Annotated in this window: 25 protein-coding genes; 8 read left to right on the plus strand and 17 right to left on the minus strand. The window is 68.0% G+C overall.

Features of this window, described 5'->3' with window-relative positions; genetic code table 11:
- The first annotated feature begins 3 nt into the window (after positions 1–3).
- Positions 4–858 (plus strand): ferredoxin, encoded by an 855-nt coding sequence (locus ACZ54P_RS16830; RefSeq protein ID WP_465462434.1) that lies wholly within the window; start codon positions 4–6, stop codon positions 856–858.
- Positions 859–951: 93 nt separating this feature from the next.
- Here ACZ54P_RS16830 and ilvA read toward each other — a convergent pair whose 3' ends face one another.
- Positions 952–2,154 carry a threonine ammonia-lyase gene (gene ilvA, locus ACZ54P_RS16835; RefSeq protein ID WP_465462435.1) on the minus strand — a complete coding sequence of 401 codons (1,203 nt, stop codon included), beginning with the start codon at positions 2,152–2,154 and terminating at the stop codon, positions 952–954.
- 93 nt (positions 2,155–2,247) lie between these two features.
- Between ilvA and ACZ54P_RS16840 the strand changes: the two genes are divergently transcribed.
- Entirely contained in the window at positions 2,248–2,529 is a 282-nt protein-coding gene (locus ACZ54P_RS16840; RefSeq protein ID WP_465462436.1) for a hypothetical protein, read from the plus strand.
- Positions 2,530–2,660: 131 nt separating this feature from the next.
- Here the strand turns inward: ACZ54P_RS16840 and ACZ54P_RS16845 are convergent, their stop codons facing one another.
- The 6 genes from ACZ54P_RS16845 to ACZ54P_RS16870 all read right to left on the minus strand — a co-directional run bounded on the left by ACZ54P_RS16845 (position 2,661) and on the right by ACZ54P_RS16870 (position 8,779).
- On the minus strand, positions 2,661–3,818 hold the full coding sequence (locus ACZ54P_RS16845; protein ID WP_465462437.1) for a cystathionine gamma-synthase: 1,158 nt from the start codon (positions 3,816–3,818) through the stop codon (positions 2,661–2,663).
- 51 nt (positions 3,819–3,869) lie between these two features.
- Positions 3,870–4,478 carry a hypothetical protein gene (locus tag ACZ54P_RS16850; protein WP_465462438.1) on the minus strand — a complete coding sequence of 203 codons (609 nt, stop codon included), beginning with the start codon at positions 4,476–4,478 and terminating at the stop codon, positions 3,870–3,872.
- A gap of 43 nt (positions 4,479–4,521) precedes the next feature.
- The gene (locus ACZ54P_RS16855; RefSeq protein WP_465462439.1) at positions 4,522–4,992 is read right to left on the minus strand and encodes a hypothetical protein; all 471 of its coding nucleotides are present in this window, start codon (positions 4,990–4,992) and stop codon (positions 4,522–4,524) included.
- Positions 4,993–5,042: 50 nt separating this feature from the next.
- Positions 5,043–5,603, minus strand: coding sequence for a hypothetical protein (locus ACZ54P_RS16860; protein ID WP_465462440.1), 561 nt, complete (start codon positions 5,601–5,603; stop codon positions 5,043–5,045).
- A 153-nt stretch (positions 5,604–5,756) separates the two neighbouring features.
- The gene (locus ACZ54P_RS16865; protein ID WP_465462441.1) at positions 5,757–7,292 is read right to left on the minus strand and encodes a hypothetical protein; all 1,536 of its coding nucleotides are present in this window, start codon (positions 7,290–7,292) and stop codon (positions 5,757–5,759) included.
- A gap of 116 nt (positions 7,293–7,408) precedes the next feature.
- Positions 7,409–8,779, minus strand: coding sequence for a cystathionine beta-synthase (locus ACZ54P_RS16870; RefSeq protein WP_465462442.1), 1,371 nt, complete (start codon positions 8,777–8,779; stop codon positions 7,409–7,411).
- Between the two features lie 180 nt (positions 8,780–8,959).
- Here ACZ54P_RS16870 and ACZ54P_RS16875 point away from each other — a divergent pair, with 180 nt between their 5' ends.
- Positions 8,960–10,180 (plus strand): acetyl-CoA C-acetyltransferase, encoded by a 1,221-nt coding sequence (locus ACZ54P_RS16875; RefSeq protein ID WP_465462443.1) that lies wholly within the window; start codon positions 8,960–8,962, stop codon positions 10,178–10,180.
- Between the two features lie 94 nt (positions 10,181–10,274).
- On the opposite strand, the gene ACZ54P_RS16880 is transcribed toward ACZ54P_RS16875, so the two are convergent.
- From ACZ54P_RS16880 to ACZ54P_RS16900, 5 genes are all read right to left on the minus strand, one after another.
- Positions 10,275–11,810, minus strand: coding sequence for a DHA2 family efflux MFS transporter permease subunit (locus ACZ54P_RS16880; RefSeq protein ID WP_465462444.1), 1,536 nt, complete (start codon positions 11,808–11,810; stop codon positions 10,275–10,277).
- A 159-nt stretch (positions 11,811–11,969) separates the two neighbouring features.
- Positions 11,970–13,238 (minus strand): YeeE/YedE family protein, encoded by a 1,269-nt coding sequence (locus ACZ54P_RS16885; protein WP_465462445.1) that lies wholly within the window; start codon positions 13,236–13,238, stop codon positions 11,970–11,972.
- Positions 13,239–13,454: 216 nt separating this feature from the next.
- The gene (locus ACZ54P_RS16890; RefSeq protein WP_465462446.1) at positions 13,455–14,051 is read right to left on the minus strand and encodes an LppU/SCO3897 family protein; all 597 of its coding nucleotides are present in this window, start codon (positions 14,049–14,051) and stop codon (positions 13,455–13,457) included.
- A 110-nt stretch (positions 14,052–14,161) separates the two neighbouring features.
- Positions 14,162–14,695 (minus strand): LppU/SCO3897 family protein, encoded by a 534-nt coding sequence (locus ACZ54P_RS16895; RefSeq protein ID WP_465462447.1) that lies wholly within the window; start codon positions 14,693–14,695, stop codon positions 14,162–14,164.
- Between the two features lie 73 nt (positions 14,696–14,768).
- Positions 14,769–15,608 (minus strand): Bax inhibitor-1/YccA family protein, encoded by an 840-nt coding sequence (locus tag ACZ54P_RS16900; RefSeq protein ID WP_465462448.1) that lies wholly within the window; start codon positions 15,606–15,608, stop codon positions 14,769–14,771.
- Between the two features lie 314 nt (positions 15,609–15,922).
- Here ACZ54P_RS16900 and ACZ54P_RS16905 point away from each other — a divergent pair, with 314 nt between their 5' ends.
- From ACZ54P_RS16905 to ACZ54P_RS16920, 4 genes are all read left to right on the plus strand, one after another.
- On the plus strand, positions 15,923–17,398 hold the full coding sequence (locus tag ACZ54P_RS16905) for a SpaA isopeptide-forming pilin-related protein (RefSeq protein WP_465462449.1): 1,476 nt from the start codon (positions 15,923–15,925) through the stop codon (positions 17,396–17,398).
- A 13-nt stretch (positions 17,399–17,411) separates the two neighbouring features.
- Complete coding sequence (locus tag ACZ54P_RS16910; RefSeq protein WP_465462450.1) at positions 17,412–18,107, plus strand: class F sortase; 696 nt, start codon at positions 17,412–17,414, stop codon at positions 18,105–18,107.
- Between the two features lie 101 nt (positions 18,108–18,208).
- On the plus strand, positions 18,209–20,200 hold the full coding sequence (locus ACZ54P_RS16915) for an SDR family oxidoreductase (RefSeq protein ID WP_465462451.1): 1,992 nt from the start codon (positions 18,209–18,211) through the stop codon (positions 20,198–20,200).
- A gap of 118 nt (positions 20,201–20,318) precedes the next feature.
- Positions 20,319–21,425 (plus strand): cell division protein DivIVA, encoded by a 1,107-nt coding sequence (locus ACZ54P_RS16920; protein WP_465462452.1) that lies wholly within the window; start codon positions 20,319–20,321, stop codon positions 21,423–21,425.
- An 86-nt stretch (positions 21,426–21,511) separates the two neighbouring features.
- Here ACZ54P_RS16920 and ACZ54P_RS16925 read toward each other — a convergent pair whose 3' ends face one another.
- Together ACZ54P_RS16925 and ACZ54P_RS16930 are read right to left on the minus strand one after the other, a co-directional pair.
- Entirely contained in the window at positions 21,512–22,837 is a 1,326-nt protein-coding gene (locus ACZ54P_RS16925) for an amidase (RefSeq protein ID WP_465462453.1), read from the minus strand.
- A gap of 28 nt (positions 22,838–22,865) precedes the next feature.
- Complete coding sequence (locus ACZ54P_RS16930) at positions 22,866–23,960, minus strand: alkene reductase (protein WP_465462454.1); 1,095 nt, start codon at positions 23,958–23,960, stop codon at positions 22,866–22,868.
- On the opposite strand from ACZ54P_RS16930, the gene ACZ54P_RS16935 reads away from it, so the two are divergent.
- The gene (locus ACZ54P_RS16935) at positions 23,959–24,441 is read left to right on the plus strand and encodes a MerR family transcriptional regulator (RefSeq protein ID WP_465462455.1); all 483 of its coding nucleotides are present in this window, start codon (positions 23,959–23,961) and stop codon (positions 24,439–24,441) included. The two genes, ACZ54P_RS16930 and ACZ54P_RS16935, sit on opposite strands and share 2 nt — an antisense overlap.
- Before the next feature lie 16 nt (positions 24,442–24,457).
- Here ACZ54P_RS16935 and ACZ54P_RS16940 read toward each other — a convergent pair whose 3' ends face one another.
- Genes ACZ54P_RS16940 through ACZ54P_RS16950 form a run of 3 tightly spaced genes read right to left on the minus strand, consistent with a single transcriptional unit; the run spans position 24,458 to position 25,904 of the window.
- Positions 24,458–25,033 carry a TIGR03086 family metal-binding protein gene (locus ACZ54P_RS16940; RefSeq protein WP_465462456.1) on the minus strand — a complete coding sequence of 192 codons (576 nt, stop codon included), beginning with the start codon at positions 25,031–25,033 and terminating at the stop codon, positions 24,458–24,460.
- A 5-nt stretch (positions 25,034–25,038) separates the two neighbouring features.
- Entirely contained in the window at positions 25,039–25,524 is a 486-nt protein-coding gene (locus ACZ54P_RS16945) for an SRPBCC family protein (RefSeq protein WP_465462457.1), read from the minus strand.
- Positions 25,525–25,553: 29 nt separating this feature from the next.
- On the minus strand, positions 25,554–25,904 hold the full coding sequence (locus ACZ54P_RS16950) for an ArsR/SmtB family transcription factor (RefSeq protein WP_465462623.1): 351 nt from the start codon (positions 25,902–25,904) through the stop codon (positions 25,554–25,556).
- Positions 25,905–26,050 lie beyond the last annotated feature (146 nt).

A 26,050-nucleotide genomic window follows, 5' to 3' on the forward strand; every position in this document is an offset into this window, starting at 1 on the left:
CCGATGACCGCACCAGGGCCGCTCACCCCGGAACAACAGCACCAGATCATCGCCCAGATCGGCAACGGCCTCGCCTCGATGGCCCCGGCGGGCTGGCGGCGGCTGCGGACCGAGCACCGGGCCGTCGGCAGGCATCTCGAGACCGACGTCCTCATCACCGGGCCGGACGGCGTGACGCATCCCGTCGCGCCGCCGCCGGAACTGATCCAGCTTCTCGGCACACTGCGGTCCGGGATGTACCAGCCCGGTCAGGGCACCTGGCTCGGGGCGACGCTGACCTTCGACCCCGTGCAGGGTATGTCCGTCGATTTCGTCCTCGACCGGGAGCCTGCCTGGCGGCGACCCCCGCCGCCGATCGGGTTCCAGGACGAACTCCGGTTCTTCCCCCGCGCCAAGCAGTACATCCCGTCCTGGTTCAGGCAACGAGCCGGACTGGAACCCGCCGAGCCCTTGGTGGCGACCCCGCCCGCGGACACACCGGAGGCCTTGAAGTCGCCGCGTGTCTACGACGGGCTCGACGAAGCGGGCCGTCCGGTGGTGAACCGCGAGCCGCTGTCCCCGGCCGAGCGGGACCGCGTGCTGGCGTACCTCGACGGCGCGCCGGTCGTGCTGGCGTCACGGACCTACGACGCCGACGCGTTCGAGCCGGACCGGGAACCGTTGGTACCGTTGAACTTCCGCACGGACGGCCGGTGGTACTGGCCGGGCGCGATCGCCTACTATCTGCGCGAGCACGACGTGGCACCCGATCCCGAACTGCTCACCCACATCCGGGCGCTGCGATTCACCCTGCCGGAGGTCGGCGAACCCGAACGCGAACTCGCGGTCGCCGCCATCACCGGTCAACCGTCCACTTAGGACCAGCCTCCCCTCGCGCGAGACGAGGTCCCCTGGCGTGCAATGAAGGGGCCTTTCATGGCGAATTTGCGATGAAAGGCCCCTTCATTGCGCTCAAACGACCGTCCAGCCCGCCCGCTGCAGCGCCGCCGCCACCTCGGCGCAATGCGAGGGACCGCGAGTCTCCAGCGCGAGGGAGATCTCGACCTCGCCGAGCGCGAGGCTCCCCGAAACCCGGGAATGCTCGACGTCCAGGACGTTCGCACCCAGTTCGCTGACGCGGGAAAGCACGGAAGCCAGCGAGCCCGGCCTGTCCGGCACCAGCAGCCGCAGCTTCAGGTAGCGGCCGCCCGCGGTCATCCCGTGCCGGACGATCTGGAGCAGCAGCACCGGGTCGACGTTGCCGCCCGAAAGAATCGCCACGATCGGCGGCTCGAAGGCGCCCGGATGCTGCATCAGTGCCGCCACCCCGGCCGCGCCCGCCGGTTCGACGACGAGTTTCCGCCTTTCCAGGCAAAGCAGTACCGCCCGCGAAAGGGACTCCTCGGTCACCGTCATGACGTCGTCGACCAATGCGGCGACGTGCGCGTAGCTGATCGGCCCAGGCCGCCCGACGGCGATCCCGTCGGCCATCGTGTGCATCTCACGGAGCCGGACCGGCTCGCCCGCGGCCAGCGACGGTGGATACGCGGCGGCTTCCTCGGCCTGGACGCCCACTATCCGCACTTCCGGGCGGAGCGCCTTCACCGCCGAAGCGACCCCGCCGACCAGACCGCCGCCTCCGGTCGAGACCAGCACCGTCCGGACGCCCGGGACCTGGTCGAGTATTTCCAGCCCGACGGTGCCCTGCCCGGCGATGATGTCCGCGTGGTCGAACGGGTGGATGAACACCGCCCCGGTGCGCTCCCCGAACGCGATCGCTTCGGCAAGGGTCTCCTCCAGCACCTCGCCGTGCAGATGGACGTCGGCGCCGTAGCCGCGGGTGGCGGCGAGCTTCGGCAGCGGCGCGCGTTGCGGCATGAAGACCGTGGCCTTCGTCCCGAGCAGCGCCGACGCGAGCGCTACCCCTTGCGCGTGATTGCCCGCGCTCGCCGCGACCACCCCGCGGTCACGTTCCCCGGCGGACAGGCCGTGGATCCGGGTGTACGCCCCGCGGATCTTGAACGAACCCGTCCGCTGGAGGTTCTCGCATTTGAGGTGGACCGGGCCGCCATGGAGCTTCCGAAGATCTCTGGCGTGCTCCATGGGAGTCACGCGAGTCACGCCTTCCAGCAGCTTGCGGGCCGCCCGGACCCTCTCGACGCCGACCAGTTCCATGACCGGATGATGCCACCTGGCGGATACGTCACGTGACAAGTTCACTGTCCGGGTACTCTTGACGATGGCGGTGAAGGCGACCAGGGAGCGCGCATGGCACGGGGGAACATCGGCAGGGTCCGGGCGACCCGTTCCGCCGGGGTGCTGCCGGCCGTGCTGGCCCTGACCTCGGCCGCGCTGCTGACCGGCGCCGCGGTCTACACCGTCGATCGCGCCGGTTGCGTGGACCCTGGCCAGTACATCCGGCACGACAACCACATCGAACTCGTCGGCGGCTGCGTCGACGGCTCCGAACTGCCCGCCGCGCCGCGGGGGACCTCGCACGAGGCCGACGCTGAAGTCGGCGGCGTCCAGCCCGGCAACTTCCGCCCGTAACCGGGCGATTCCTCCCACCACACCGCGCTGACCAGCGCGAAAAGAGCAAGGGACCTTTGCTGTCACTTAGTTAGCATGCCTACGCTAACGATAGCAAAGGTCCCTTGCTCCCACCCTGGGCTCGGCGGCGGTCAGCCCAGGGCCTTGGCCAGGTCGGTGACCAGGTCGCTGCCGTCCTCGATGCCGACGGACAGGCGCAGCAGGTTGTCCGGCACCTGCAGGGTCGACCCCACGGTGCTCGCGTGCGTCATCCGGCCCGGGTGCTCGATGAGCGATTCGATCCCGCCCAGCGACTCCGCGAGGATGAACAGCTTCGTCTTCGACGCGACATCGAGCGCGGCCTGCTCGCCGTCGACATGGGTGAACGAGATCATCCCGCCGAAGCGCCGCATCTGCTTCGAGGCGACCTCGTGGCCCGGGTGCTCGGGCAGGCCCGGGTAGTAGACACGCTCGACCTTCGGGTGCTTCAGCAGCATCCGGGCGATCAGTTCGGCGTTGTCGCTGTGCCGCTCCATCCGCAGCGCCAGCGTCTTGATCCCGCGCAGGGTCAGCCAGGCGTCGAACGGGCCGGGCACCGCGCCGGCCGCGTTGCGCAGGTAGAACAGCTGCTCGCGCAGTTCGTCCTCGTTGGTCAGGATCGCGCCACCGACGACGTCGGAGTGCCCGCCGAGGTACTTGGTCGTCGAGTGCAGGACGACGTCCGCGCCCAGCGAGAGCGGGTTCTGCAGGTACGGGGTGGCGAAGGTGTTGTCGACCACCAGACGGGCGCCCGCACCGTGCGCGACCTCGGCCAGTGCGGCGATGTCGGCGATCCCCAGCATCGGGTTCGTCGGCGACTCGCACCAGATCAGCTTCGTCTCCGGCCGGATCGCGGCGCGGACCTCGGCGATGTTCCCGAGATCGGCGACCGTGTGCTCGACGCCCCACAGGCTGAGCACCTTGTCGATCAGCCGGAACGTGCCGCCGTACGCGTCGTTGCCGAGCACGAGGTGGTCACCGGGACGCAGCGTCGCCCGCAGCAGGACATCGCTGGCCGCCATCCCCGACGCGTAGGCCAGGCCGTGCCGGGCACCTTCCAGCGCCGCGAGCGCGACCTCCAGCGCGGTGCGGGTGGGGTTCGCGGTGCGCGAGTATTCGTAGTCACCCTCGCGTGTACCGCCGACGCCGTCCTGCGCGTAGGTCGACGTCTGGTAGATCGGCACGATGACCGCGCCGGTCCGGGGATCAGGGGTCTGCCCGGCGTGGATCGCGCGCGTCTCGAAGCCCAGCAGAGAGTAGTCGTCGGCCATACCGTCCAGGGTACGACCACCACCCCGGGATCCCATCGTCTGGGATCGAACTCACCACTGGCCGGGTGGCGGGCCCTGCTGTGGCGGCGGATAACCGGCAGGTGGGTAGCCAGGTGGCGCCTGGGGATACCCGAAGTTCTGCGGCGGCATGAACACCGCGGGCTGCTTCCCAGCCGCGAGCCAGCGACCGGTCTGCGGGAGCAACGCCAGCACGATGGTCGCGATGGCCGGGATCAGCAACTGGACGATCATCCCGAGGAATCCGCGGACAGCCGATACCCCTCCGTATGCATAGAAGAAGTCCATCCCGGTCGCGCTCAGGATGATCGAGACGGCCCCGAAGAAGATTCCCGCGCCCGCGCCGATCACGACGAGCATGCGCCCGACGCTCTTGCGCCGAAGCAACAGGATTCCGCCGATCAGCAGGAGCACCCCGACGGCGAGGTCGAGGATCCCGCCCACGATCAAGTACGACCGCACCCGGTTGAACAGCAGGATGATCATCCAGACGAGACCGGACAAGAACCACACGCCGCCGAGGATCGCGAGGATCCCGGCGATGATGCCGGTGGCACCGTTCGGATTCCGCGCCATTCCCGGCGGCGGATAGGCACCGGGTGGCGGATAACCACCCGGCGGTGGGTACTGCTGATACGTCATCGCTCCCCCTGACGGACTCCTCGACTCATCCTGTCAGCCACCGCTACCAGCCGGGAAGCCGATCCTGCTTCGACGGCTCTTCGTCCTCACGCCGCTTCCCCTCCAGCCAGTCCGAAGTCGGGCGGATAATCGACAGGACCAGAGCGGAGACAGCCATCGCGAAGAGCAGGAACGCGACGAGGTCGTTCGTGACCGTCGGCTGCCCGTTCACCTCGGCGAAGAAGTAAGCCTGGGCTTCACCGTTCGCGAGGAGGGTGGTCACCAGCCCGAACGCGGCCCCGGCGACCACCAGGGTGCGGCCGAGCCGCTTGCGCAGAAGCAACAGGACACCGCCCACGAACAGGACCACTGCCAGTGCCCCGTTCCAGGCCGTCCCCACGAAGTACGGCGGCGCGGTATCGAGAAACGCGAGTTGGACGACGAAGACACCCGCTTCGGACAGATAACGCATGCCGCACAACATGGCGAGGACGGCCGCGCCGATCGCGGTCGCCGAAAACTGGTTCTGGCTCATGGAACTCCCCCAAGTCGAGCCGTCGGACGACGGCCGGACGTCTCAGGATCTCACCGACCGCGTTGCTGCGGAACCTGATTCCGCGGCCGGTAGGGCTGGACCGGGGAAGGCCGCCAACGCAGATACCTCAGCGTCGGCGGGATGACCGCGAAAATCAGTGTGCAGGGGACGACCGCGAAGATGACCACGCGGACGATGGCGACGAACGACTCGAACTCGAACTGCGTGCGGAAGTACAGACCGTAGGACCCGTTGAACGCCAACGGTTCCAGCACGACGGCGGCGATGACCATCAGGGAGCCGATGATCAGCAGGACGGCGCCGGCGACCGAGCGGAAGAACGCCGACAGCGCGCCGACCAGCAGGAGCAGCGCGGCCAGCAGGTACAGCCCCAGCACGGTCGACACGAGACCGGGCAGATTGCCGATGCTGAACCCGGACGGCAGTTTGAGGAAGAAGTAGATCGGGACGTACCCGGCGGCGCCCGCGGCGACGAGCCCGAGCAGTGCGGCGACGACCGCCGTCGCGCCGGTCGGTCGTGCCTGCGGTGCGGGATAACCGAAACCGGCCGGTCCGGGCTGCTGCGCGGGATATCCGTAAGGACCGGTCACGTCGCCCCCATCAGCCGGGTGTGGGTTAACGGCGCTCACCCTAGCCGGGCGGACCCGGTCGCGGAGGACGATCCGGAAGACATCGGCGGAAACAAAACGCCCCCGGCCGACGGGCCGAGGGCGTTCTGCGCGAAACCGTTCAGTGGCTGCTGATTACCACTGCTGCGGCGGCTGACCGGGCTGCTGACCCGGCTGGCCGAATCCGCCGCTGGGCGGACCCTGCTGGCCGGGCTGCTGCCCGAAACCACCGTGCTGCTGTTGCTGCTGCGGTTGGCCGAAGCCACCCTGCTGCTGTCCCGGCTGCCCGAAGCCTCCTTGCGGCTGCTGACCCGGCTGGCCGAAGCCACCGCCGGGCTGGCCGGGCTGCTGTTGCTGCTGGCCGAAACCGCCTTGCTGGCCAGGCTGCGGGAACCCGCCCGAAGGCGGATTGGGCTGACCGTAGGGATTCTGCTGCGGCTGACCGTACTGGCCGGGCTGCCCCGGCTGGCCGAAGCCACCCTGCGGCGGACCGCCGAAACCGCCGGGCTGCCCGCTCTGCGTGGCACCGAGCGCCGAACCGCCGCCACCGAGGCCGACGAACTGCGCGGTCGGCGGGATCAGGCCCAGCACACCGATGATCAGGATCAGGATGCCGAAGATCAGGTGCGGCAGGCCGATGCCGATGCCGACCTCGTCCGGGACACCGTCGCCCGACGGGGTGGTGGACCCCAGGAGCAGGATGCCGAAAAGCAGCAGAAGCGCACCGCCCGCGGTGACCGCGATCGGCACGATCTTCTTGATCGTGGCCGGGAGCTTGCCCGCCAGTGCGAGACCGGCACCGGCCGCGGTCGCGATGAGCGAGGCGACCAGCAGCAGGATCACGTAGAGCCAGACGGTGCCTGGTGACGCCAGGCCGAACTGGTCGAGAAGCTTGTCGACCGCTTCCTGCCCGAGCCTCGATGACTGGCTGTCGAGGCCTTCGGAGTAGTCACTCGCGTCACCGAAGTAGACGAAGCTGAAGACCAGGGCGAGAAGACCGAGAAGGCCGACCAAGCCGCCGGCGATGAACCCGAACATCGGGTTCCCGCCGCCGCCACCGGTGGGCGCGGGGCTGTAGCCCTGCGGCGGTCCGCCGAAACCGGGCTGCTGGCCGAAACCGCCCTGCTGCTGCCCGCCGAAGCCCTGCTGGGGCTGGCCGAAACCGGGCTGCTGCTGACCCTGCGACGGGTCGAACCCGCCCGACTGGGGCCCGCTGAAGCCTTGCTGCTGACCGAAGCCGCCACCCTGGGCGCCGTAGGCACCGGCGGCCGGGTTGTCGGCCGCGCTCGGCGGCGGGGCGTACGGAATGGCGGGCGGCTGCGAACCCGGCGGCACGAGCTGGGTGGAGTCGGCGCCGGGGGTTTCCCCGCCACCGCTCACCGGCTGCACGACCTGCGTGGCGTTCGCGTCACCGGAACCCTGCTGCACCGGCTGGACGACCTGCGTGGGCTCCGGCGTGTCGCCGAACCCGCCGCCCTGGGGCTGCTCATAGGAGGGCTGCCCGTACTGCGGTTGCCCGTAGTCGGGCTGCGCGGGCTGGCCGGGCTGCACCACCTGGGTCGGTTCCGGGGAACCGAACGGGTTGTCTTGCTGCGGCTGGGGGCCACTCGGGGGTCCCTGCGGTGGCTGGGCGCCACCCCAAGGCTGGTTCGGTGGCTGCGGAGCACTCATTTGGGTCTTGAACCCCCTAGACGAGGACATAAAAGTTCAACTCACCCAATACGCTATCGGATAGCCGGGTGGGCCGCTCGTAACGCCCCGGCCCGGCCGTCCGATGGAATGCCTCTTTAGCGTCCCGCGAGAAACGCGAGCAGGTCGTGACGGGTGACGACGCCCGCCGGCTTGCCGTCGACCAGCACCAGCGCGCCGTCGGCGCCCGAGAGCGCGTTCATCGCCGAACCCACCTGTTCACCGGCGCCGATGGTCGGCAACGGCGGCGACATGTGCTGCTCGAGCCGGTCGGCCAACTGCGCCTTGCCGGTGAAGAGCGCTTCGAGCAGGTCGCGTTCGTTGACCGCGCCGACGACCTCGGCCGCCATGACCGGCGGTTCCGCGCTGACCACGGGCATCTGGCTGACGCCGAACTCCGAAAGGATCGCCACCGCTTCGGCGACTGTTTCGTTCGGGTGACTGTGCACCAGGCTGGGCAGCGAGCCGCTCTTCTTCATCAGGACGTCGCCGACGGTCGCGCCGCTGGAATCCGGCGGCAGGAAGCCGTAGGAGGACATCCAGTCGTCGTTGAACACCTTGGTGAGGTAGCCGCGGCCGCCGTCGGGCAGGAGCACGACGACGACGTCGTCCGGGCCGAGCCCTTCGGCGAGCTTGAGCGCGGCGGCGACGGCCATCCCGCACGAGCCGCCGACGAGCAGCCCCTCCTCAAGCGCCAGACGGCGGGTGATGTCGAAGGAATGCGCGTCCGACACCGGGATGATCTGGTCGGCGATGTTCCGGTCGTAGGTGTCCGGCCAGAAGTCCTCGCCGACGCCCTCGACCAGGTACGGCCGTCCGGATCCGCCGGAGTACACCGAGCCTTCGGGGTCCGCGCCGATGACCCGGACCCGGCCGTCGCTGACCTCCTTGAGGTACTTGCCGGTGCCCGAGATCGTGCCGCCCGTGCCGACGCCGGCGACGAAGTGCGTGATCTTGCCCTCGGTCTGGCGCCAGAGTTCCGGGCCGGTCGAGTGATAGTGGCTGGCGGGGTTCTCCGGGTTGGCGTACTGGTTCGGCTTCCAGGCGCCCTCGATCTCGCGCACGAGGCGGTCGGAGACGTTGTAGTAGGAGTCCGGATGCTCCGGCGCGACCGCTGTCGGGCAGACCACGACACGGGCGCCGTAGGCCTTGAGCACGTTGCGCTTGTCCTCGCTGACCTTGTCCGGGCAGACGAACACGCACTTGTACCCCTTGCGCTGCGCCACCATGGCCAGCCCGACGCCGGTGTTCCCGGACGTCGGCTCGACGATGGTGCCGCCGGGCTTCAGCTCGCCGGAACGCTCCGCGGCCTCGATCATCCGCAGCGCGATACGGTCCTTGACGCTGCCGCCGGGGTTGACGTACTCGACTTTGGCGAGGATGAGCGGTTGCCGCCCCTCGGCCAGTGCGTTCAGCTTGACCAGCGGGGTGTTGCCCACGAGGTCCACGATGTGCTCGACGTAATCCACAGTGACAGCCTAAACGCCGCAGGTCGGGATGTGCCCACTCAACTCCGGGCGGGCCAGGGCCACCCGGAAAGAGTGGCGTAGGTCGCGTTCGCCTTTGACCCGCACCTCACTCCGGTGGAGGATGCCGGGTGAGCAACCGCTTAGCGCGTGTCTGGATCGAGAACAAGGGAGTGTCGTTCCATGCCCGAAGCCGTCATCGTCTCCACCGCCCGATCCCCGATCGGCCGCGCCGGCAAGGGATCGCTGGTGAGCATGCGCCCGGACGATCTCACCGTGCAGATGGTCCGCGCCGCGCTCGACAAGGTCCCCGAACTCGACCCGACGCAGATCGAAGACCTCATGCTGGGCTGTGGTCTCCCCGGCGGCGAGCAGGGCTTCAACATGGGCCGCGCGGTCGCCGTCGAACTCGGCTACGACCACCTGCCCGGCTGCACCATCACGCGTTACTGCTCTTCCAGCCTGCAGACCACCCGCATGGCGCTGCACGCGATCAAGGCGGGCGAAGGCGACGTGTTCATCTCCGCCGGCGTCGAGACCGTCTCGCGCTTCGCCAACGGCAGCTCGGACTCCTGGCCGAACACCCACAACCCGCTCTTCGCCGACGCCGAGGCCCGCACCGCGCAGGTGGCCGCCGAAGGCGCCGACAGCTGGACCGACCCACGGGAGAACGGCGCCCTGCCGGACGTCTACATCGCGATGGGCCAGACCGCCGAGAACCTCGCGCGACTGAAGAACGTGTCGCGTGAAGAGATGGACGAGTTCGGCGTCCGCTCGCAGAACCTCGCCGAGAAGGCCATCGCGGACGGCTTCTGGGCCAAGGACATCACGCCGGTGACCCTGCCGGACGGCACCGTGGTCTCGAAGGACGACGGCCCGCGCGCCGGCGTCACCCTCGAAGGCGTCTCCGGCCTCAAGCCGGTCTTCCGCCCCGACGGCCGCATCACCGCCGGCAACTGCTGCGCGCTCAACGACGGCGCCGCCGCGGTGATCATCATGTCCGACACCAAAGCGAAGGAACTCGGCCTCACGCCGCTCGCCCGCGTCGTCTCGACCGGCGTTTCGGGGCTGTCGCCGGAGATCATGGGCTATGGCCCGGTCGAGGCATCGAAGCGGGCGCTCGCGCGCGCCGGGATGGCCATCGACGACATCGATCTCGTCGAGATCAACGAGGCGTTCGCGGCGCAGGTCATCCCGTCCTACAAGGACCTCGGGATCGACCTCGACAAGCTGAACGTCAACGGCGGCGCGATCGCCGTCGGCCACCCGTTCGGCATGACCGGCGCGCGGATCACCTCGACGCTGATCAACTCGCTGCAGCACCACGACAAGCAGTTCGGTCTCGAGACGATGTGCGTCGGCGGCGGCCAGGGCATGGCGATGGTACTGGAGCGCCTCTCCTGATCCCCTGACCTGCGAAAAGAGAGCAAGGGACCTTTGCTCACGTTAGTTAGTGTGCTAACGAACGCGAGCAAAGGTCCCTTGCTCCCTTCCGGGCCTAGTGGCTCATGATCGGCGGCGCCGCGGGGACCTCGCCGTCGGCCGAGCCCGCCGGCAGCGCGGGCTTGGTCTTCGGCAGGAACGCCGCCGGGATCAGGCACAGCGCCAGCAGGATCATCGACCACAGGAACGTCGTCGAGAACGAGTCCGCGGCCAATCCCGCGGCCGCCTCGTGCGTGGCCGGGTTCATGATCGCGCCTGTCGCGGCGAGCTGCCCTTGAGCGGTCGGCACGCCGAACTTCCCGGCCAGCTGCGCGGCGAGGATGATCGACAGCACGGCCGCGCCGATCGCTCCGGCGGTCTGCTGGAAGATGTTCGTCGCCGTCGACGCCTTCGCCATGTCCTTCGGCTCGAGCGTCTGCAGCGCGGCCGAGGTGATCGGCATCATCGTCGCGCCCATGCCGAGCCCGATGACGAACAGCGCCGAAAGCAGCAGCCAGTACGGCGTCGTCGCGGTGACCCGGGTGAACGAGATCAGCCCGGCGAGCATCAGCACGAGCCCGGGCAGCACGATCTTCCTGGCGCCGATCTTGTCCGCCAGCCTGCCCGCGAGCGGCATGGTCAGCATCGCGCCGAGACCCTGCGGTGCCAGCAACAGCCCCGCGTTCATCGCCGACTCGCCGCGGGCGAGCACGAAGTACGTGGGCAGCAACAGCATCGCGCCGAAGAAGGCGACGCAGAAGAACGTCATCGTCACCATGGCGACGGAGAACGACCGGTCCTTGAACAGTTTCAGGTCGACCAGCGGGTTCGAAACCCGGTTCGCCCGCAGCACGAACGCCACCAGCAGCACGATCCCGGCCAGCGCGGGCAGCCAGACGTCCACCGCGCCGACACCGCCGGCCGACGGGATGTTCGAAACACCGAAGATCAACGCCGCCAACCCCGGCGACACCATCAGCATGCCGAGGAAGTCGAACCGCTCACCGGGTTCCGGCTGGTCCTTCGGCAGCAAGCGCCAGGCCAACAGGATGGTGATCAGGCCGATCGGCACGTTGATGTAGAAGATCCAGCGCCAGCTCACCGCGTCGACCAGCCAGCCGCCGAGGATGGGGCCGCCGATCGGGCCGAGCAGCATCGGCACGCCGAGCACACCCATCACGCGCCCGATCCGGTGCGGCCCCGCCGTCCTGGTCAGGATCGTCATACCGGCGGGCATCAGCATGCCGCCGCCGAAGCCCTGCAGTACCCGGAAGACGATCAGCGACTCGACGTCCCAGGCCATCCCGGTGAGCATCGAGCCGATCAGGAACAGCCCGATCGCCGTCAGGTAGAGCCGTTTGGTGCCGAACCGGTCCGAGGCCCAGCCGGTGACCGGGATGACCGTGGCGAGCGCCAGCATGTAGCCGGTCGCGACCCATTGGATGGTGTCGAACGACGTCTGGAACTCGATGGTCAGCTTCTGGAGCGCGACGTTGACGACCGTCGTGTCGAGGATCGCCATGATCGCGCCGAGGATGACGACGCCGGCGACCTTGAGCACGCCGGCGTCGAGTTTGTCTCCGGCGGGCGCGGCCGGACCTTGCGTTGACATGTGAAAACCGTCCCTGGTGATCCCCCATGACGCTTGTGCACTAAGGCACAAGCGAGAACATGTCGCCGAGGGTAGCCGAACGCGGGTTTTACCTGCCAACTTTTTCCCCGTATGCGGGCCGAAAGGGCAAGACCGCATACGGATTGTGACACTGAGTGATCAGCAGACGCTGTCTGTCGGAGCCGGGTTGCCGAGCCCGAAGAGCGGTCGCAGCTTGAGTCCGATCCAGGTGCCGCCGAGTGCGAAGACACCCCACAGCCAGCCGTGCAGACTGCCGACCGAGATACCGCCGAGGTAGGCACCGATGTTGCAGCCGCCCGCCATCCGCGCGCCGACACCCATCATGATCCCGCCGAGCACCGCGGCGACGGCGGTGCGCCACGGGATCGAACTGTGGATCTTCCACGCACCCGCCGCCGCGGCGGCGATCCCCGCGCCGATCATGATGCCGATGTCGGTGAGGCTGTTCTTGTCCTTCCAGATCGGCGCCGCCAGCGAAGCCGCGTTCGCCTTGAGGCGCCAGAACTCCCACGTCTCCGGGTGTAGTCCGAACACCTGGAGGATCTTGGCGCCCCACAGGCTGAACGCGCTGGTGACACCCCAGATCCCGCCGGAGACCAGGAAGACCGCGCCGGCCAGGACACCGAGGACGACGGCACCGACGAGGATCGGCCACGAGCCGCGGAAGATCCGGGCGAACCCGTGCGCGGTCGGCACCACACCGACCGGCGGCGGGTTGCGGCGCTTCTGCACGAACCGGGTGCCCAGCACGATCGCGGCGAGAACGGCGACGGTGATCGCCCACGAACCGAACCAGCCGACGTGGTCGGCGAGCAGGATGCCCTTGAACTCGGGCCAGCCCGACAGCAGCGGATACGCCCACGTGTAGAGGACCGAGCCGGTGATGAACCCGCCGAGCGTCAGCACGATCGCCGACTGCCCCGAGCCGACCGCGAACAGCGTTCCCGACGCGCACGCGCCGCCCAGCTGCATGCCGATGGCGAAGATGGTCGCGCCGACGAACAAGGCGAGTCCCAACCCACCCGCGGTCGGGTTCGGTGTACTGCCGAACAGGCCGGAGCCGGTGCCGACGATCAGCGCGATCAGGGTCGCGGCGGTGCCGAGCAACAGCGTGTGTGCACGCAGGCCTTGACCGTTTCCGACCGCGATCAGCTGGCGCCAGGCCGAAGTGAAACCGAAGCGGGAGTGGAAGAGCGCGAGCCCGAGCAGGAGCCCGAGGATGAGCAGGACACCGAACTTCGCCCCGTGCGCCGCCCAGACGTACCAGGTCAGGCCGACGGCGAGCACACCCGCGACCGCCAGCGGCACGATCTTGACCGGCTCTTCCGGTTGTGGGGCCGGAGCGGCGCAAGAGGTCGGAAAGTCGAGGAGTTTCTTCGCACCGGCTTGGGTTTCTGTCGTCGCCACCAGGACTCCAGGTCGATCGGCGGGGTGGGGGACGAGCAACGTTAGGTCCCGCGCCCGCCCGGTCGCAGCCCGTCCCACAGTGTGCGACGAACGGACGCGTCCGCAGGCCCGGATGGCGGCAGGTGACAGCAAAGGTCCCCCGCTCCCCCGAAGCGCGTGAAGGCCCCCTTCCCGCGGCTGGGCCGAGGGCAGGGGGCCTTCACGTGAAACGACAGGCTACTTGCTGATCTTCAGGCAGATGGTGGTCGGCGGAGTCGAGTACGACCGCACGTGCGTCGCTTCGGTGCCTTCACACACGGCCTCGTCCACGACGTCGGCTACTTTGAGCAACTCCGCGTCCTTGCCGGGGTCGGAGCAGGACACCTTCTGGTACCCGGCGGTCTTCGAGTTGTAGCCCGTGAGGCAGTCACCCTGCTTGGCGTTGACCGCCAGGCACAACTTGTACGAGATCCGGCCGGACATCGAGATGGTGTCGTAGTCGCCCTGCGGGCAGGCCTCGTCGTCACCCACGCGCGCGGCGATCTTGACGTTCGCCTCCTGCGCGCCGCAGTCGGCCTTCTTCGGTTCGTCGGCCGCCCTTGTGAACTCGCTCACGCTCAGGCATTCGCCTGCCTGGGCACTGCCCGTCCCGGTGAAGTGGTTGACGAGGAACAGGCCACCGCCGATCACGACGACGAGTACCGGAATGGCGAATCTCAGCCAGGCGAGCTTGGACCGCTTGGGCGCCACCGGCTGAACGCCGGGAGGCGGACCGAAAGCGTCGGGCTGTCCCACCGGCGTTTGGCCCCCAGGGGCCGGCTGGGAAGTGGTCACCGAGAAACCTCACAGGTGTGAAAGGAATGAGAACCTCGGTATCAAACACGCAGCGTGAGCAACGCTGTCCACCAGGGCCCCGAAAGAGTGAAAAACCCAGGTCGGGGTCGTTATTTGGTGCTCTTCACGCAGACGGTCGAAGGCGGCGTCGAGTAGCTCTTGAGGTCGGTCGCTTCCGTGTCGTCACAGGTGGCGACACCGTCGACCACCTTCAGGACCTCCGCGTCCTTCGCGGGATCCGAGCACGGAACCTTCTGATAGGCCACGCTGTCGGCGAAGAAGTTCTCGAGACAGTCGCCCTGCTTGACGTTGATCATCATGCAGAGCTTGTACGAGGCGAACGTCTTGTCGACAGTGAGCTGGTCGTACTCGCCCTCAGGACAAGCCCCGCCGACGTCGAGCTTCGCCCCGGCCTTGGCGTTGGCCTCGACCGAGCCGCAGTCAGCCTTGACGGGGTCTTCGTCGACGTCGCCGAACGTGGTGATCGCGTAGCAGTCGCCCACCCGGACGTCGTCCGTGTTGGAGAGATAGCCGAAGATCCACGAAGACGCGCTCAGCACCACGATCGCGATCGGCACCAGGACGCCCACCCAGAACCATTTCGACCGCTTCGGCCTGGGCGGTTCACCACTGTGTTCGGTCATGGGGTCAGAGTATTCACCGGCACGAAAAAGGGCGCCCCGATCGCTCGGGACGCCCTTTCGCGGAGAACTCGGGTCAGTCGTTTTGGAAGTACGACAGCAACCGCAGGATCTCGAGGTACAGCCAGACGAGCGTGGTCATCAGGCCGAAGGCGACGTACCAGGACCACTTCGACGGCGTGCCTTCGCGGATCATCCGGTCGGCCTGGTCGAAGTCGAGCAGGAAGCTGAACGCCGCGACACCGATCACCACGAGGCTGAAGATGATCGCGATCGGACCACCGTCACGCAGCGGGTTGAAACCGAAGAAAAGGCTGGTGACGAGGTTGACCAGCATCATGATCGCCACGCCGACCACGGCGCCGATGATCCACTTCGTCAGTTTCGGGGTGACCTTGACGGCACCCGTCTTGTAGACGACCAGCATCGCGATGAAGACACCGGCGGTACCGACGATCGCCTGCAGCGCGATACCGGGGTACAGCGCTTCGAACAGCCCGCTGATCGCACCGAGGAAGACACCTTCGACGGCCGAGTACGCCAGCGTGAGCGGGCCACTCGGCATCTTCTTGAAGATGATCACCAGCGAAATCACGAGGCCGACGAGCATCGAGCCGACGAGCGCGCCGATCACGGGACCTGGGATGCCCAGGATCTTGCCGGACGCCGACATCGGGATCTGGCTGATCGCCCAGATCGCGGTGAGCACACCGGTCACCAGCGCCGTGCCGAGGCTCAGCGCGGTCTTGATGACGACGTCGTCGACGGTCATCGGACGGTCGTCAGCGCCGGCCGAGGTCTGCGGAGGACCGTAACCGGGCACCCCGCCCTGGGGTTGGTTGAAGCCTACGTTGGGTCCGTACTCCGCCGCGCCACGCGGCAGGTTCCGGAACGCCGGGTTGCTACTGGATCGCACCTGATCCTCCTGGATCTACTGGCACCTGCATCGGGTTCAACGACCGCGGGGGCCGCCCGGTTCCCGTCGAAGTAAAGACGACTTTACTCACATTCGGGGCGAGGCCCATCCCCCACACCGTATGCGGCGGAGATCACCGACCGTTCACCGATACCCCACCTGATGACCTCTTGCCAAAACCGCTGATCACACGCGACCCTCCACGGTGCGTGTTCGGATAAACACCGAAGGCGTGTCGGGGAACCTATCGATCGTGTGACCTGCATCGACGTAAAGGCGCCGGGGCGGAGCACGGCCAAAGGAGTCAACACACCATGGGGTGGACCACACGCCCGAGCGTGCGTTCGCGCGCCTTGACCAGTCTGATCGCGACGTGCCTGCTAGGCGCTCTATCCGCCACCGTCGCGGTGACGCCCGCCACGGCGGATGGTAAAGAGAAAGAGCTCGTCGGCTACGAAATCACACCCGGCCAGCCTTACGCGGGCAAGGATCGGGAGCGTGACTGGCTCGGCTCCTATCTTGTCAACGGCAAGCAGGTGTTCTGCGTGAGCTTCAAGCAGAAGGCACCGGACACGGATGAGGAGTACAAGCCCGGCGACGAACTGCTCGACAAGTGGGGCAAAAAGCTGCCGGAGGACATCGCGGCCAATATCTCCTACCTGCTCCTCCGCTACGGCGGAACGCAGGACAAAGCCGAGGCAGCCGCGCTCGCTCACCTACTGCATTCCTGGACGGCCAAGCCGCGGACTGAAGCCGACACCGACCGGGAAAAGCCTTCGAAGGAGATCGGCTACAAGATCGAGGAAAATTTCGCCAAGCTGGAGAAGCAGCACCCCGACGCCGCCACGGCCGTCGACAAGCTGACCAAGGACGCCGAGGCGAACCGCGGCCCGTGGACCACCGCCATCGCGCCGCCGAAGGAAGACCAGCACATCGGCACCGCGGGCGAGTGGACGATCAGCGTCAAGAACGCCAAGGGCAAGGGCGTCTCCGGTGTGCCGGTGAAGCTCACTCCGTCGAACGCGACCGTCGACAGCGGTGAGAGCACCAAGCCCGCGTCGTCTTCGAACGCGAAAGCCGACAAGGTCACCACGGTGAAAACCGGTGAAGACGGCACCGTCACGGTCAAGGTGACGCCGACCGGTGAGCAGCCGAAGCTGGCCAGCTCGCTGTCCGCGCCCGCGGACCGGCCGTACGTGCAGTTCCCAGTCGAGACCGGCGTGCAGAAGGTCGTTTCGACAGGCGGCGAGAAGGAACTGAAGGCACAGGGTGTCGCCGTCGTCGCGAAGCCGGGCAAGGTGCAGGTGACCAAGGTCGACGCGAAGACCGACAAGGGCATCGCGGGCGCCGTGCTCCGGATCACCGCCAAGGACAAGACCACCGCCGCCGTCGGCCAAGACGGCAAGCCCCTCAACGGCGCCGACGGCAAGCCCGCCGTCGTCACCACCGAAGGCGAGAACGGCACGGTCACCGTCGAGAACCTGCGGGCCCCGCAAGAGATCTGCGTGGTCGAGGTCAACGCGCCGCCGGGTTACACCAACGCGTTCGATCCGAAGAATCCGCCGTCCGCCTGCGGCGAGGTCAAGCCGGGTGAGACGCTGGCGCTCAAGGTCGCCAACACGCCCAACGAGGTACCGCGCACCATTCCCGCCGGCGACCGGCCGGTGGCGATGATGCAGGGCACCGTCGAGAACTCGGCGTCGACCGCCGGGATCCTCGGCGTAGGCGCGCTCGCGCTGCTCGGTTCGCTGATGGTGGGCGTGGCCGCGCGGCGGTCTTCGCGACGCTAAAGAGGATTCGAGAATGTCAGTACGACGCGGGTTCGCGCTGGGAGCCGTCACGGTCCTGTGCGCGGACCTCGTCGCGGCCTTGATCATCTGGCCGCCCACGACCGTGGTGGCGGGGACGGCACAGCCCGTCTCCGTCACCGTCGCGGGCGGCGCACCGGCTGCGGCCGCTCAGCAGGAGGTCCCGCCTCCGCCGGACATCGTCCCCACGACGCCGCCATCCGCTCCGCCGCCTCAGCCTCAGTCCCAGCAGGCGCCCCCTCCCACTCAGCCGCAGGGTCCCGGGACGATCCGGCTGCCCGCCGGCGGGGGCGCGAAGCTGATCCGCGCGGACCTCGGGCCGGGCGCGGAACTTCCGGTGCCGGAGAACCTCGACGAGGTGACCTGGTGGGGCGCCGAACTGAGTTCGGCGACCGGCGCCAGCGTGTTCGCCGGGCACGTGAACTGGAAGGGCGCGACGGGTCCGTTCGCGGAACTGTGGAACGACCGGATCGGCGGTGACGTCACCGTGGTCGACAAGGCCGGGAAGTCGTGGAAGTACAAGGTTTCCCAGCTGATCACGCTGAAGAAGAACGAACTGCCGCAGCGGGCGGACGAGTTGTTCGGCCAGTCCGGTCCCCATCGGATCGTCCTCGTCACCTGCGGCGGCCGCTGGGTCGGCGGGGAGACCGGCTACGCCGAGAACCGGGTCGTCATCGCCGACCGAGCCTAGTTACCCGCAAGTAACTTCACCGGGTGCCGTGGTGGTCAGCGACGTCGTCATGCAGCAGAATGCCGGGTGGACGCGGGCGAGCACGGTGAAGGGTGAAGCGGATGGCGACTTTTTTGGTGACCGGAGCGACCGGACTGATCGGACGCCAGTTCACCCGGCTGCTGCTCACCAGGGAGGACGTCGACAAGGTCGCGCTCGCCGTCCGCCCGTCCTCACAGGACAAACTCGCCAAACTCGTGAACACCTGGCCGCATCCGGAACGCGTCACCCTGGTCACCGGTGATCTCGGCGAACCGCTGCTCGGCGTCGGCGAAGAGGACCGAGAGAAGCTTCGCGGTGTCGATCACGTCGTCCACCTCGCCGCCCTTTACGACCTCACCGCCGACGATGAAGCCAGCATCAAGGCCAACGTCGAGGGCACCGCACAGGTGATCGCGCTCGCCGCCGACCTGAACGCCGGCTGCCTGCACCACGTGTCGTCGGTCGCCGTCGCCGGTGACCACGAGGGCATGTTCACCGAAGAAATGTTCGACGTCGGCCAACGGCTCGTCACGCCGTACCACCGCACGAAGTTCGAGGCGGAACGTCTCGTGCGCGAACAGCAGGAAGTGCCGTGGCGGGTGTACCGGCCCGCGGTCGTGGTCGGGAACTCCGAGACCGGCGAGATGGACAAGATCGACGGCCCGTACTACCTGTTCCCCGCGATCAGCAGGCTGGCCGGGCTGCCCGACCTGCCGATCGTCGGCCCCGACCTCGGCGACACCAACGTCGTCCCGGTCGACTACGTCGCCGAGTCGCTGCTCGCGCTGGTCACCACGAAGGGCCTCGACGGACGTGCGTTCCACCTGGTCAACCCGGAGCCGCAGCCGGTCGTCTCGGTGTACAACGCGTTCGCGAAGGCCGCGGGCGCGCCGACGATCTCCGTGCAGCTCAACGACCGCTTGTCCAAAGGCATCGTCAACCTGGTGAAGCTGAGCGAGCACATCCCCGGCTTCACGATCGCTCGCGACGCCGTGCTGGAGCGGCTCGGCATCCCGCCGGTGCTGCTGGAGACCATGGCGTTCCCGTCGGTGTTCTCGTCGGCGTCGACGCGCAAGGCGCTTATCGGCTCGGGTGTCGAGGTGCCCCGGATCGAGGAGTACGCGCCCACTCTGTGGCGCTACTGGCGCGAGCACCTGGACCCGTTCCGCGCCCGTAAGCACGGCCCTCGTGGCGAGCTGGACGGCCGCCGCGTGATCGTCACCGGCGCGTCGTCGGGCATCGGCAGGGCGACCGCGATCAAGGTCGCGGCGGCGGGCGGCGTCCCCCTGCTCGTGGCGCGGCGCCAGCACGAACTCGAAGAAGTGCGGGACGAGATCATCGCCGCGGGCGGCACGGCGTCGGTGTACCCGGCCGACCTGACCGACGAGGAATCGGTGCACAAGGCCGTCGACGCGATGCTCGCCGAGCATGGCCGGATCGACATGCTCGTGAACAACGCCGGACGGTCGATCCGCCGGTCGATCAAGCTCTCCTACGACCGCTTCCACGATTACGAACGCGCGATGGCGATCAACTACTTCGGCGCGGTGCGGCTGATCCTCGCCGTGCTGCCGCATATGTCCGAGCGGAAATTCGGGCATATCGTCAACGTCTCGTCGATCGGTGTGCAGGGAATCGCGCCGCGCTTTTCGGCGTATGCGGCGTCGAAGGCCGCTTTGGACTATTTCTCCAGGATCGCCGCGACCGAGACCCACGGCGACGGAATCACCTTCACGACCATCCACATGCCACTCGTGCGGACACCGATGATCCGGCCGACGAAGATTTACGACGCGTTTCCGACGAAGTCCCCGGACCAGGCGGCGGACATGGTGATGAAGGCGCTGAAGGAACGCCCGAAGCACATCGGCACGCCCGCCGGACAGGCGATCGGGCTCGCCTACACGCTCACGCCCGGGCTCACGGATGCCGTGGCCTACCAAGGTTTCCGGGTGTTCCCGGACTCCGCGGCCGCGGGCGGCGGTGGCGGGCTGAAAATCGGGAAGGGCGACCAGCATCTCTCCCGGGCGGCGGTCGCACTCGCCCGGCTCAGCCGCGGGTTCCATTGGTGACACTGCGCACACGGGTGGCGGCCGTTCAGGTGAGGGATCGCAGCTGAGAGCCGACACACGTCGGTGAATCACGAAGCCTGGCAACGGCGACGCCGGGTACGCAGGTACCGTCGTGACCATGGTTCCCGAGCGAGACAACGGCCTGTTGCCCCTGCGGCGCGAGTACACCCAGGCCTGGCACGGCTTCGACCGGAACGAAGTGCGCCAGTATCTGGATCATCTCGAAGCCCAGCTGCATCGCATGATGACCGACCGCGACGCCGCGATCGCGCAGGCGACGTCGGCCACGCGCGAACTCGAAACCTTGCGCCACGAGGTGGCGAAGCTCAACGCCCGCATCGAGGAGCTGAAGAAGCCGCCGGAGCGGCTCGAAGACCTCGACGAACGGATGCAACGCACCGTGACGCTCGCTCAGGCGCGCGCGGACGAGATCACGAAGCGTGCCGAGGTCGCCGCCGAAAAGCACTGGGCGTCCTCGAGCGAGGCGTCGAAGAAGCTCCGTGAGCGCTACTCGCGGCTCGTCGCCGAACTGGACAAGCAGGCGGACGCGCTGCACTCCGAGCACGAAGCCGCGCTCGCCGAAACGCGGGCCGAGGTCCAGCGCCTGACCGTCGAGGCCGCCCAGCGCCGGGAACTGCTGGACAACGAGGCCGAGCGCAAGCGCCGGAAGATCGAGCGCGAATTCGATCAGACGATCGCGGCTCAGCGCGCGGCGCACGAAAAGCACATCACCGACCAGCAGACGGCCAGCAAGAACCAGGCCGAACGCCGGATCGCGGAGGCCACCGCGGAGGCGAAGCGCCGCATCGACGAGGCGACGGCCGAGGCCAAGCGCCGGCTCGACGAGGCCACGACGACGGCCGCCCAGCGCACCACCGCCGCCCAGCGGAAGGTCGAGCGGCTCGCGGAGATCCGCGAGCAGGCCCGCAAGAGCCTGCAGCAGGCCGACGAGGTCCTGAAGGGCAGCGAGGCGATGCTCGCCGCACTGCCCGAGGAGTCGGTGATCCCGCACGCTTCGAAGCTCGTCGGTGGCGACAGCAAGGCCGAAGAGACGAAGCCGGCGGGCAAGTCCGCCGAACCGCCCGCCTCGAAGGCCGCCGCCCCGGCCAAGCCCGCTGCCGCCAAGCCCGCTTCTTCGGCGCCTGCCGCCGCTGCGCCGAAGAACGGACAGACCGCTCCGAAGGGCAACGGACAGAAGCCGTCGCCCGCCAAAACCGGCTCCTGACCAGCAGAAAATAGCAAGGGACCTTTGCTATCGCTCTCCGGAAGAGAGTGATAGCAAAGGTCCCTTGCTCTCTTCCCGGAGCGCGGTCAGACGGCGGTGGTGCGTGGCCAGGGATTGGCCGCTTCCAGTTGGGCGGCGAGGCCGAGGAGGAGTGCTTCCCCACCGGGTGCCGCGACGAGCTGAACGCCGGCCGGGATCCCCGAAGGGTGCACACCGATCGGAACCGACATCGCCGGGTAGCCCGCGAGATTCCAGAAACCGGCGAAACCCGCGACGCGCACGGACGGCAGCACGTTGGTGAACCATCGGCTTTCATGCCACGTGCGGGCCTTGAGCGGGAGTGTCGCGAGCATGGGCGTGACCAGCACGTCGTGCTCGGCGAAGAACTCTTCGGCACGCTTTAGCCAGCGCTCGCGGGTGCTGTCCCGGACCCGCGTCGCCAAGAGGCGACCGAGCCTGACGTGCGTACGCGTCCGGGGTTGGAGTGCGCCGAGGTCGAACTCGGCCGCCTGTTCGGCCGGGCCCGCGACCCAGCGCGCGAAGAGGCCGCCGACGGCTCCGGCGCTGTACCGGGGCGTTCCGGGCGCGACAGTGTGCCCCTCCGCGCGCAACAGCTCTCCGGCCCGTGCGACGGCTCGACCGAACGCGCGCGGCAAGGGCGCCCTGGTCAACGGGACCTGAGTCGACAGGGCGATGCGAGACGGCTTCGGGTCGGCGAGTTTCGCCAGATTTGGTCGTTCGGCGAGGACCGACATCAGCACGGCCGCGTCGGCCACGGTGGTCGTCATCGGGCCGTGCGTGGACAGGCCAAACCAGCCGGTCTCCCCCGGTATGCGGACCACGCCCTTACCTGGTTTGAGACCGACGATCCCGCACATCGCGGACGGTAGCCGGATCGAACCCAAGCCGTCCGTGCCGTGCGCGATGGGCACCAGCCCGGCGGCCACGGCCGCTGCACTCCCACCCGACGAACCACCCGCGGCGTAGGACGGATTGCGCGGATTACGCGCCGTCCCGTCCGGATCGTCGCTCGACGGCCAAACGCACAGCTCCGGCACCCGGGTCAGGCCGACGATCACCGCACCGGCCGCGCGCAGCCGTCGCGCGATCTCGCCGTCCTCTGTGGACACCGTCGAGGAACCCGCGCGCGATCCCCACGAGGCGTACTCGCCCTCGACCGGTGTGACGTCCTTGACCGCGACCGGCACTCCCGCCAGGGGCAGGTCGGCCAGGTCCGCGCGTTCGGCGACGGCCGCGGCCTCGGCGAGCGCCTCCTCGGCCCGGACCCGGCGGAAGGCGCCGATCACTCCGTCCGCCGCGGCGATCCGGGCCAACGTCTCGCGGGTCACCTGGACCGGGTCGAGTTCCTTGGCACGCACAGCCGCCGCGATTTCCATTGCCGTCTTGACCATCCCCGCACTGTAGAGCGGGCGGCGAAGATCAGCTGCGCGCCGAACAGGCGAACCTCACCGCGTCCGGTTCGAACGCCGGGAAGTCGGTGTAGCCGTCGAGCCGGGCGCCGTAGTAGATGTCGTGATCCGCTCGGGCGAGTGGGGCACGGAGCGCGAATCTGGTCGGCAGGTCCGGGTTCGCGATGAACAGCCTCCCGAAGGCGACCACGTCAGCCAATCCGGCCTCGATCAAGGACTCACCCTCCTCCTGGGAGGTCGGCTCCTCGGAACGCAGGTTCGCGATGAGCGTTCCCGGCCACAGTGGCCGGAGGTAGGACAGTGCCTCGGCCTCCGGGGTGTCGATGACGTGCAGGTACGCCAGCTCGTACCGGCGAAGTTCCGCGAGCAGTCGCGAGTACACCTCCTTCCAATCGTCTTCCACGATGTCGTTCTCCGGGTTGCCCGGCGAAATCCGCAGGGCGACCCTGGCCGCGCCGATCTGTGCGGCCACGGCCTCGACCACCTCGAGCGGAAACCTGAGCCGGGCCACTACAGAACCGCCGTACCGGTCCTGTCGGCGGTTGGTGTTGTCGGCGAGGAACTCCTGGATGAGATAACCGTTGGCACCGTGGAGTTCCACGCCGTCGAACCCTGCTTCGACGGCCTGGCGTGCCGCTGCGGCGAAGTCCTGGACGACACCGCCGACCTCGTCTTCACGGAGCTCGCGAGGCTCGACCGTGTCCACCCAGCCTTCGGCCACGAAGATCCGCCCGGCCTGACGGACCGCCGAGGGCGCCACCGGTGTCCGGCCCATCACGTCCGGGTGGCTGACCCGGCCCGCGTGCCACAGCTGCGCGAAAATCCGGCCACCTTTCTCGTGGACAGCCTCCGTCACCGCCCGCCAGGCCGCCACCTGCCGCTCCGTCACCAGTCCTGGGATACCCGGACCGCTCTTTCCGGTTCGGGTGACCCAAACGCCTTCACTCACGATCAAGGCCGCGCTCGCGCGTTGCGCGTAGTACTCGGCCGTCAGCGGATGTGGCACACCTGTCTTGTCGTCGGCACGCCCCCGGGTCATCGGGGCCATCGCGACGCGGTTCGGCAACTGGATCGCGGTGCCGCGAAATGCTTCGAGCAACGTCATGAACGCGAAGCTAAACCCTGACACCGGCGTCACGGTCAACGTCGGTTTCCGCGGCTACTGTGGATTCATGCGGATCGGCGAGCTGGCGGAACGGACCGGGGTGAGCGTGCGGTCCTTGCGTTACTACGAAGCGGAAGGGCTACTGAGTCCCGATCGCTGTGTCAACGGCTACCGGACCTTCACCGAAGACGACGTCGCCCGGGTTCTGCAGATCCAGCTCTTCTATTCAGCCGGGTTGTGCAGTGGCAAGATCGCGGAACTCCTTCCTTGTGTTTCCGGGGACGACACACACTTGGTGCCTTCACCGGAGATGACCGACGAACTCGAGATCGCCAGAACTCGGATCCAGAACCAGATCTCCTTGCTCACCTCCTCTCTGTCGGTTCTGGAACGTGTCCTGGCCGCGGCCAAGGGAACCGACACCGCAGAGGTCCCGGTCCCTTCCCGGCCCGTGCGGCGGCATCGGGGCATTCACGTGTGACCACGTCCGGCACGTACTAGGAGTTCGGGTCGCGGCCCATCAGCCCGAGCAGCCTGTCCTGCGAGGACGCGTCGTCGGGCACCTTCACTTCTGGACCGAAGACGACGATGCCGGGCCCGAAGGCGCCAGGGATCCTCATCTCCTCGGGGATCGTCTCGGCGTCCGGCAACAGCCGGGCGACCTCCCCGGGGTCGATCGTGTCGTCCTGACCGGTGGCCCTGGCCAGATCCCAGCCGTGGACCACCATGTCGGCACTGACGACCCGGTCGATGTGTTGCTCGACGGTCATCTTCCCCATCGGGGTCTCGTGTTCCGTGGCCGCGAGCACAGGATCGGTGAGGACGGCTTCGATATCCGCCCTTGCCGCCTGGAACGCTCCGAGTGGGTCCTTCTGGAGCGATGGCGCCGGGGCGAGATCACGTCCGAAAGGGCGCAGCATCACGCTGTGCATGTCGACGATGTGCCCGACGACATCCCTGGCGTTCCACTCTTCGCACGGCGACCGGTTCTCCCACTGGCCGGCTTTCACGGCCGCGACCTTGCTCTCGAAAGCGTCGGCCCGGACGCGATAGCGGTCCGCGATGGCCGTCATCGTGTTCACGCCCCCGCCGGGACGGACAAGGCTTCGGCCAGCTTGTCGAACCCTGCGCCGACGCCTCGCTCCATTCCGGATTCGAGCACGGCGTCCCGGATCCGTTCCGAGTCGTACCGCAGCACCTGCGTCAAGGTGGTGACGCCACCTTGTTCGACCAAGGTCAGCGTCGCCAGCGCTTGGCCTTCCGAGGCGTCACAGTCGTCGTTCGTCTCCAGGGAGACGAGCCTTTCCGGACGGCGGATCTCCTGGTAGACGCCCTGCAGGAGCATCTCCCTCCCGTCACCGTGACGCAGCCGGTAACGCCATCTGCCGCCGACCCGCAGGTCGATCTCGCATTCGATGACTTCCCAGTCGCGCGGGCCGAACCAGCGGCGTACCAGCGCCGGTTTGGTCCACGCGTCGAACACCAGCGCCCTCGGCGCGTCGAAGGACCTCGTCATGACGATCTCCAGATCGCCGGATTTCACCACGCTGAGGGTGCGTCCCATCGTGCCGTTCCTTTCCGATCGTGCGGTGGTCAGTCGGTCTCGTCCCGGTGCTCCGGGTGCCGCAGCTCCTCATCGAGGACGAGGTCCAGTTGCGAGAGGGCCTCGTCCCAGTGGCGGCGGTAGCCACCGAGCCATTCGTTCGCGTTCTTCAACGGCTCGGCGACCAGTCGGCAGGGGCGGCGCTGGGCGTCACGGCCTCGCGCCACCAGCCCGGCCCGCTCCAGCACCTTCAGATGCTTGGAAATGGCGGGCTGGCTCATCGCGAACGGCTCGGCCAGCTCCGTCACCGTGGCCTCACCGCGCGCGAGCCGCGCGAGGATCGCGCGGCGGGTTGGATCCGCGAGCGCCGCGAAAGTGACATCGAGCAGATCCTGTGCCACGGTCGCCCGCCTTTCCGTTTTCACGAGTTCGATTCTCACGTTCGCTTTTCACGACGTCCGTGCCGCAGCCGGACCTTCGATAACCTTGCGGTTCCATAACCATGTGGTAATCTACTGCGGAGCAGATCGACTTGTCAAGTCCTACA

The sequence above is a fragment of the Amycolatopsis sp. NPDC034160 genome (genome assembly GCF_055575355.1).

Bases quoted from the DNA above. Each gene is read 5' to 3' on its own strand.
- ACZ54P_RS16905 (WP_465462449.1), top strand. From the start codon at position 15,923: ATGGGGTGGACCACACGCCCGAGCGTGCGTTCGCGCGCCTTGACCAGT.
- ACZ54P_RS16875 (WP_465462443.1), top strand. From the start codon at position 8,960: ATGCCCGAAGCCGTCATCGTCTCCACCGCCCGATCCCCGATCGGCCGC.
- ACZ54P_RS16895 (WP_465462447.1), bottom strand. From the start codon at position 14,695: ATGACCGAACACAGTGGTGAACCGCCCAGGCCGAAGCGGTCGAAATGG.
- ACZ54P_RS16910 (WP_465462450.1), top strand. From the start codon at position 17,412: ATGTCAGTACGACGCGGGTTCGCGCTGGGAGCCGTCACGGTCCTGTGC.
- ilvA (WP_465462435.1), bottom strand. From the start codon at position 2,154: ATGGAACTGGTCGGCGTCGAGAGGGTCCGGGCGGCCCGCAAGCTGCTG.
- ACZ54P_RS16915 (WP_465462451.1), top strand. From the start codon at position 18,209: ATGGCGACTTTTTTGGTGACCGGAGCGACCGGACTGATCGGACGCCAG.
- ACZ54P_RS16930 (WP_465462454.1), bottom strand. From the start codon at position 23,960: ATGACGTTGCTCGAAGCATTTCGCGGCACCGCGATCCAGTTGCCGAAC.
- ACZ54P_RS16865 (WP_465462441.1), bottom strand. From the start codon at position 7,292: ATGAGTGCTCCGCAGCCACCGAACCAGCCTTGGGGTGGCGCCCAGCCA.
- ACZ54P_RS16850 (WP_465462438.1), bottom strand. From the start codon at position 4,478: ATGACGTATCAGCAGTACCCACCGCCGGGTGGTTATCCGCCACCCGGT.
- ACZ54P_RS16855 (WP_465462439.1), bottom strand. From the start codon at position 4,992: ATGAGCCAGAACCAGTTTTCGGCGACCGCGATCGGCGCGGCCGTCCTC.
- ACZ54P_RS16845 (WP_465462437.1), bottom strand. From the start codon at position 3,818: ATGGCCGACGACTACTCTCTGCTGGGCTTCGAGACGCGCGCGATCCAC.
- ACZ54P_RS16935 (WP_465462455.1), top strand. From the start codon at position 23,959: ATGAACGCGAAGCTAAACCCTGACACCGGCGTCACGGTCAACGTCGGT.
- ACZ54P_RS16840 (WP_465462436.1), top strand. From the start codon at position 2,248: ATGGCACGGGGGAACATCGGCAGGGTCCGGGCGACCCGTTCCGCCGGG.
- ACZ54P_RS16880 (WP_465462444.1), bottom strand. From the start codon at position 11,810: ATGTCAACGCAAGGTCCGGCCGCGCCCGCCGGAGACAAACTCGACGCC.
- ACZ54P_RS16830 (WP_465462434.1), top strand. From the start codon at position 4: ATGACCGCACCAGGGCCGCTCACCCCGGAACAACAGCACCAGATCATC.
- ACZ54P_RS16945 (WP_465462457.1), bottom strand. From the start codon at position 25,524: ATGGGACGCACCCTCAGCGTGGTGAAATCCGGCGATCTGGAGATCGTC.
- ACZ54P_RS16940 (WP_465462456.1), bottom strand. From the start codon at position 25,033: ATGACGGCCATCGCGGACCGCTATCGCGTCCGGGCCGACGCTTTCGAG.
- ACZ54P_RS16925 (WP_465462453.1), bottom strand. From the start codon at position 22,837: ATGGTCAAGACGGCAATGGAAATCGCGGCGGCTGTGCGTGCCAAGGAA.
- ACZ54P_RS16920 (WP_465462452.1), top strand. From the start codon at position 20,319: ATGGTTCCCGAGCGAGACAACGGCCTGTTGCCCCTGCGGCGCGAGTAC.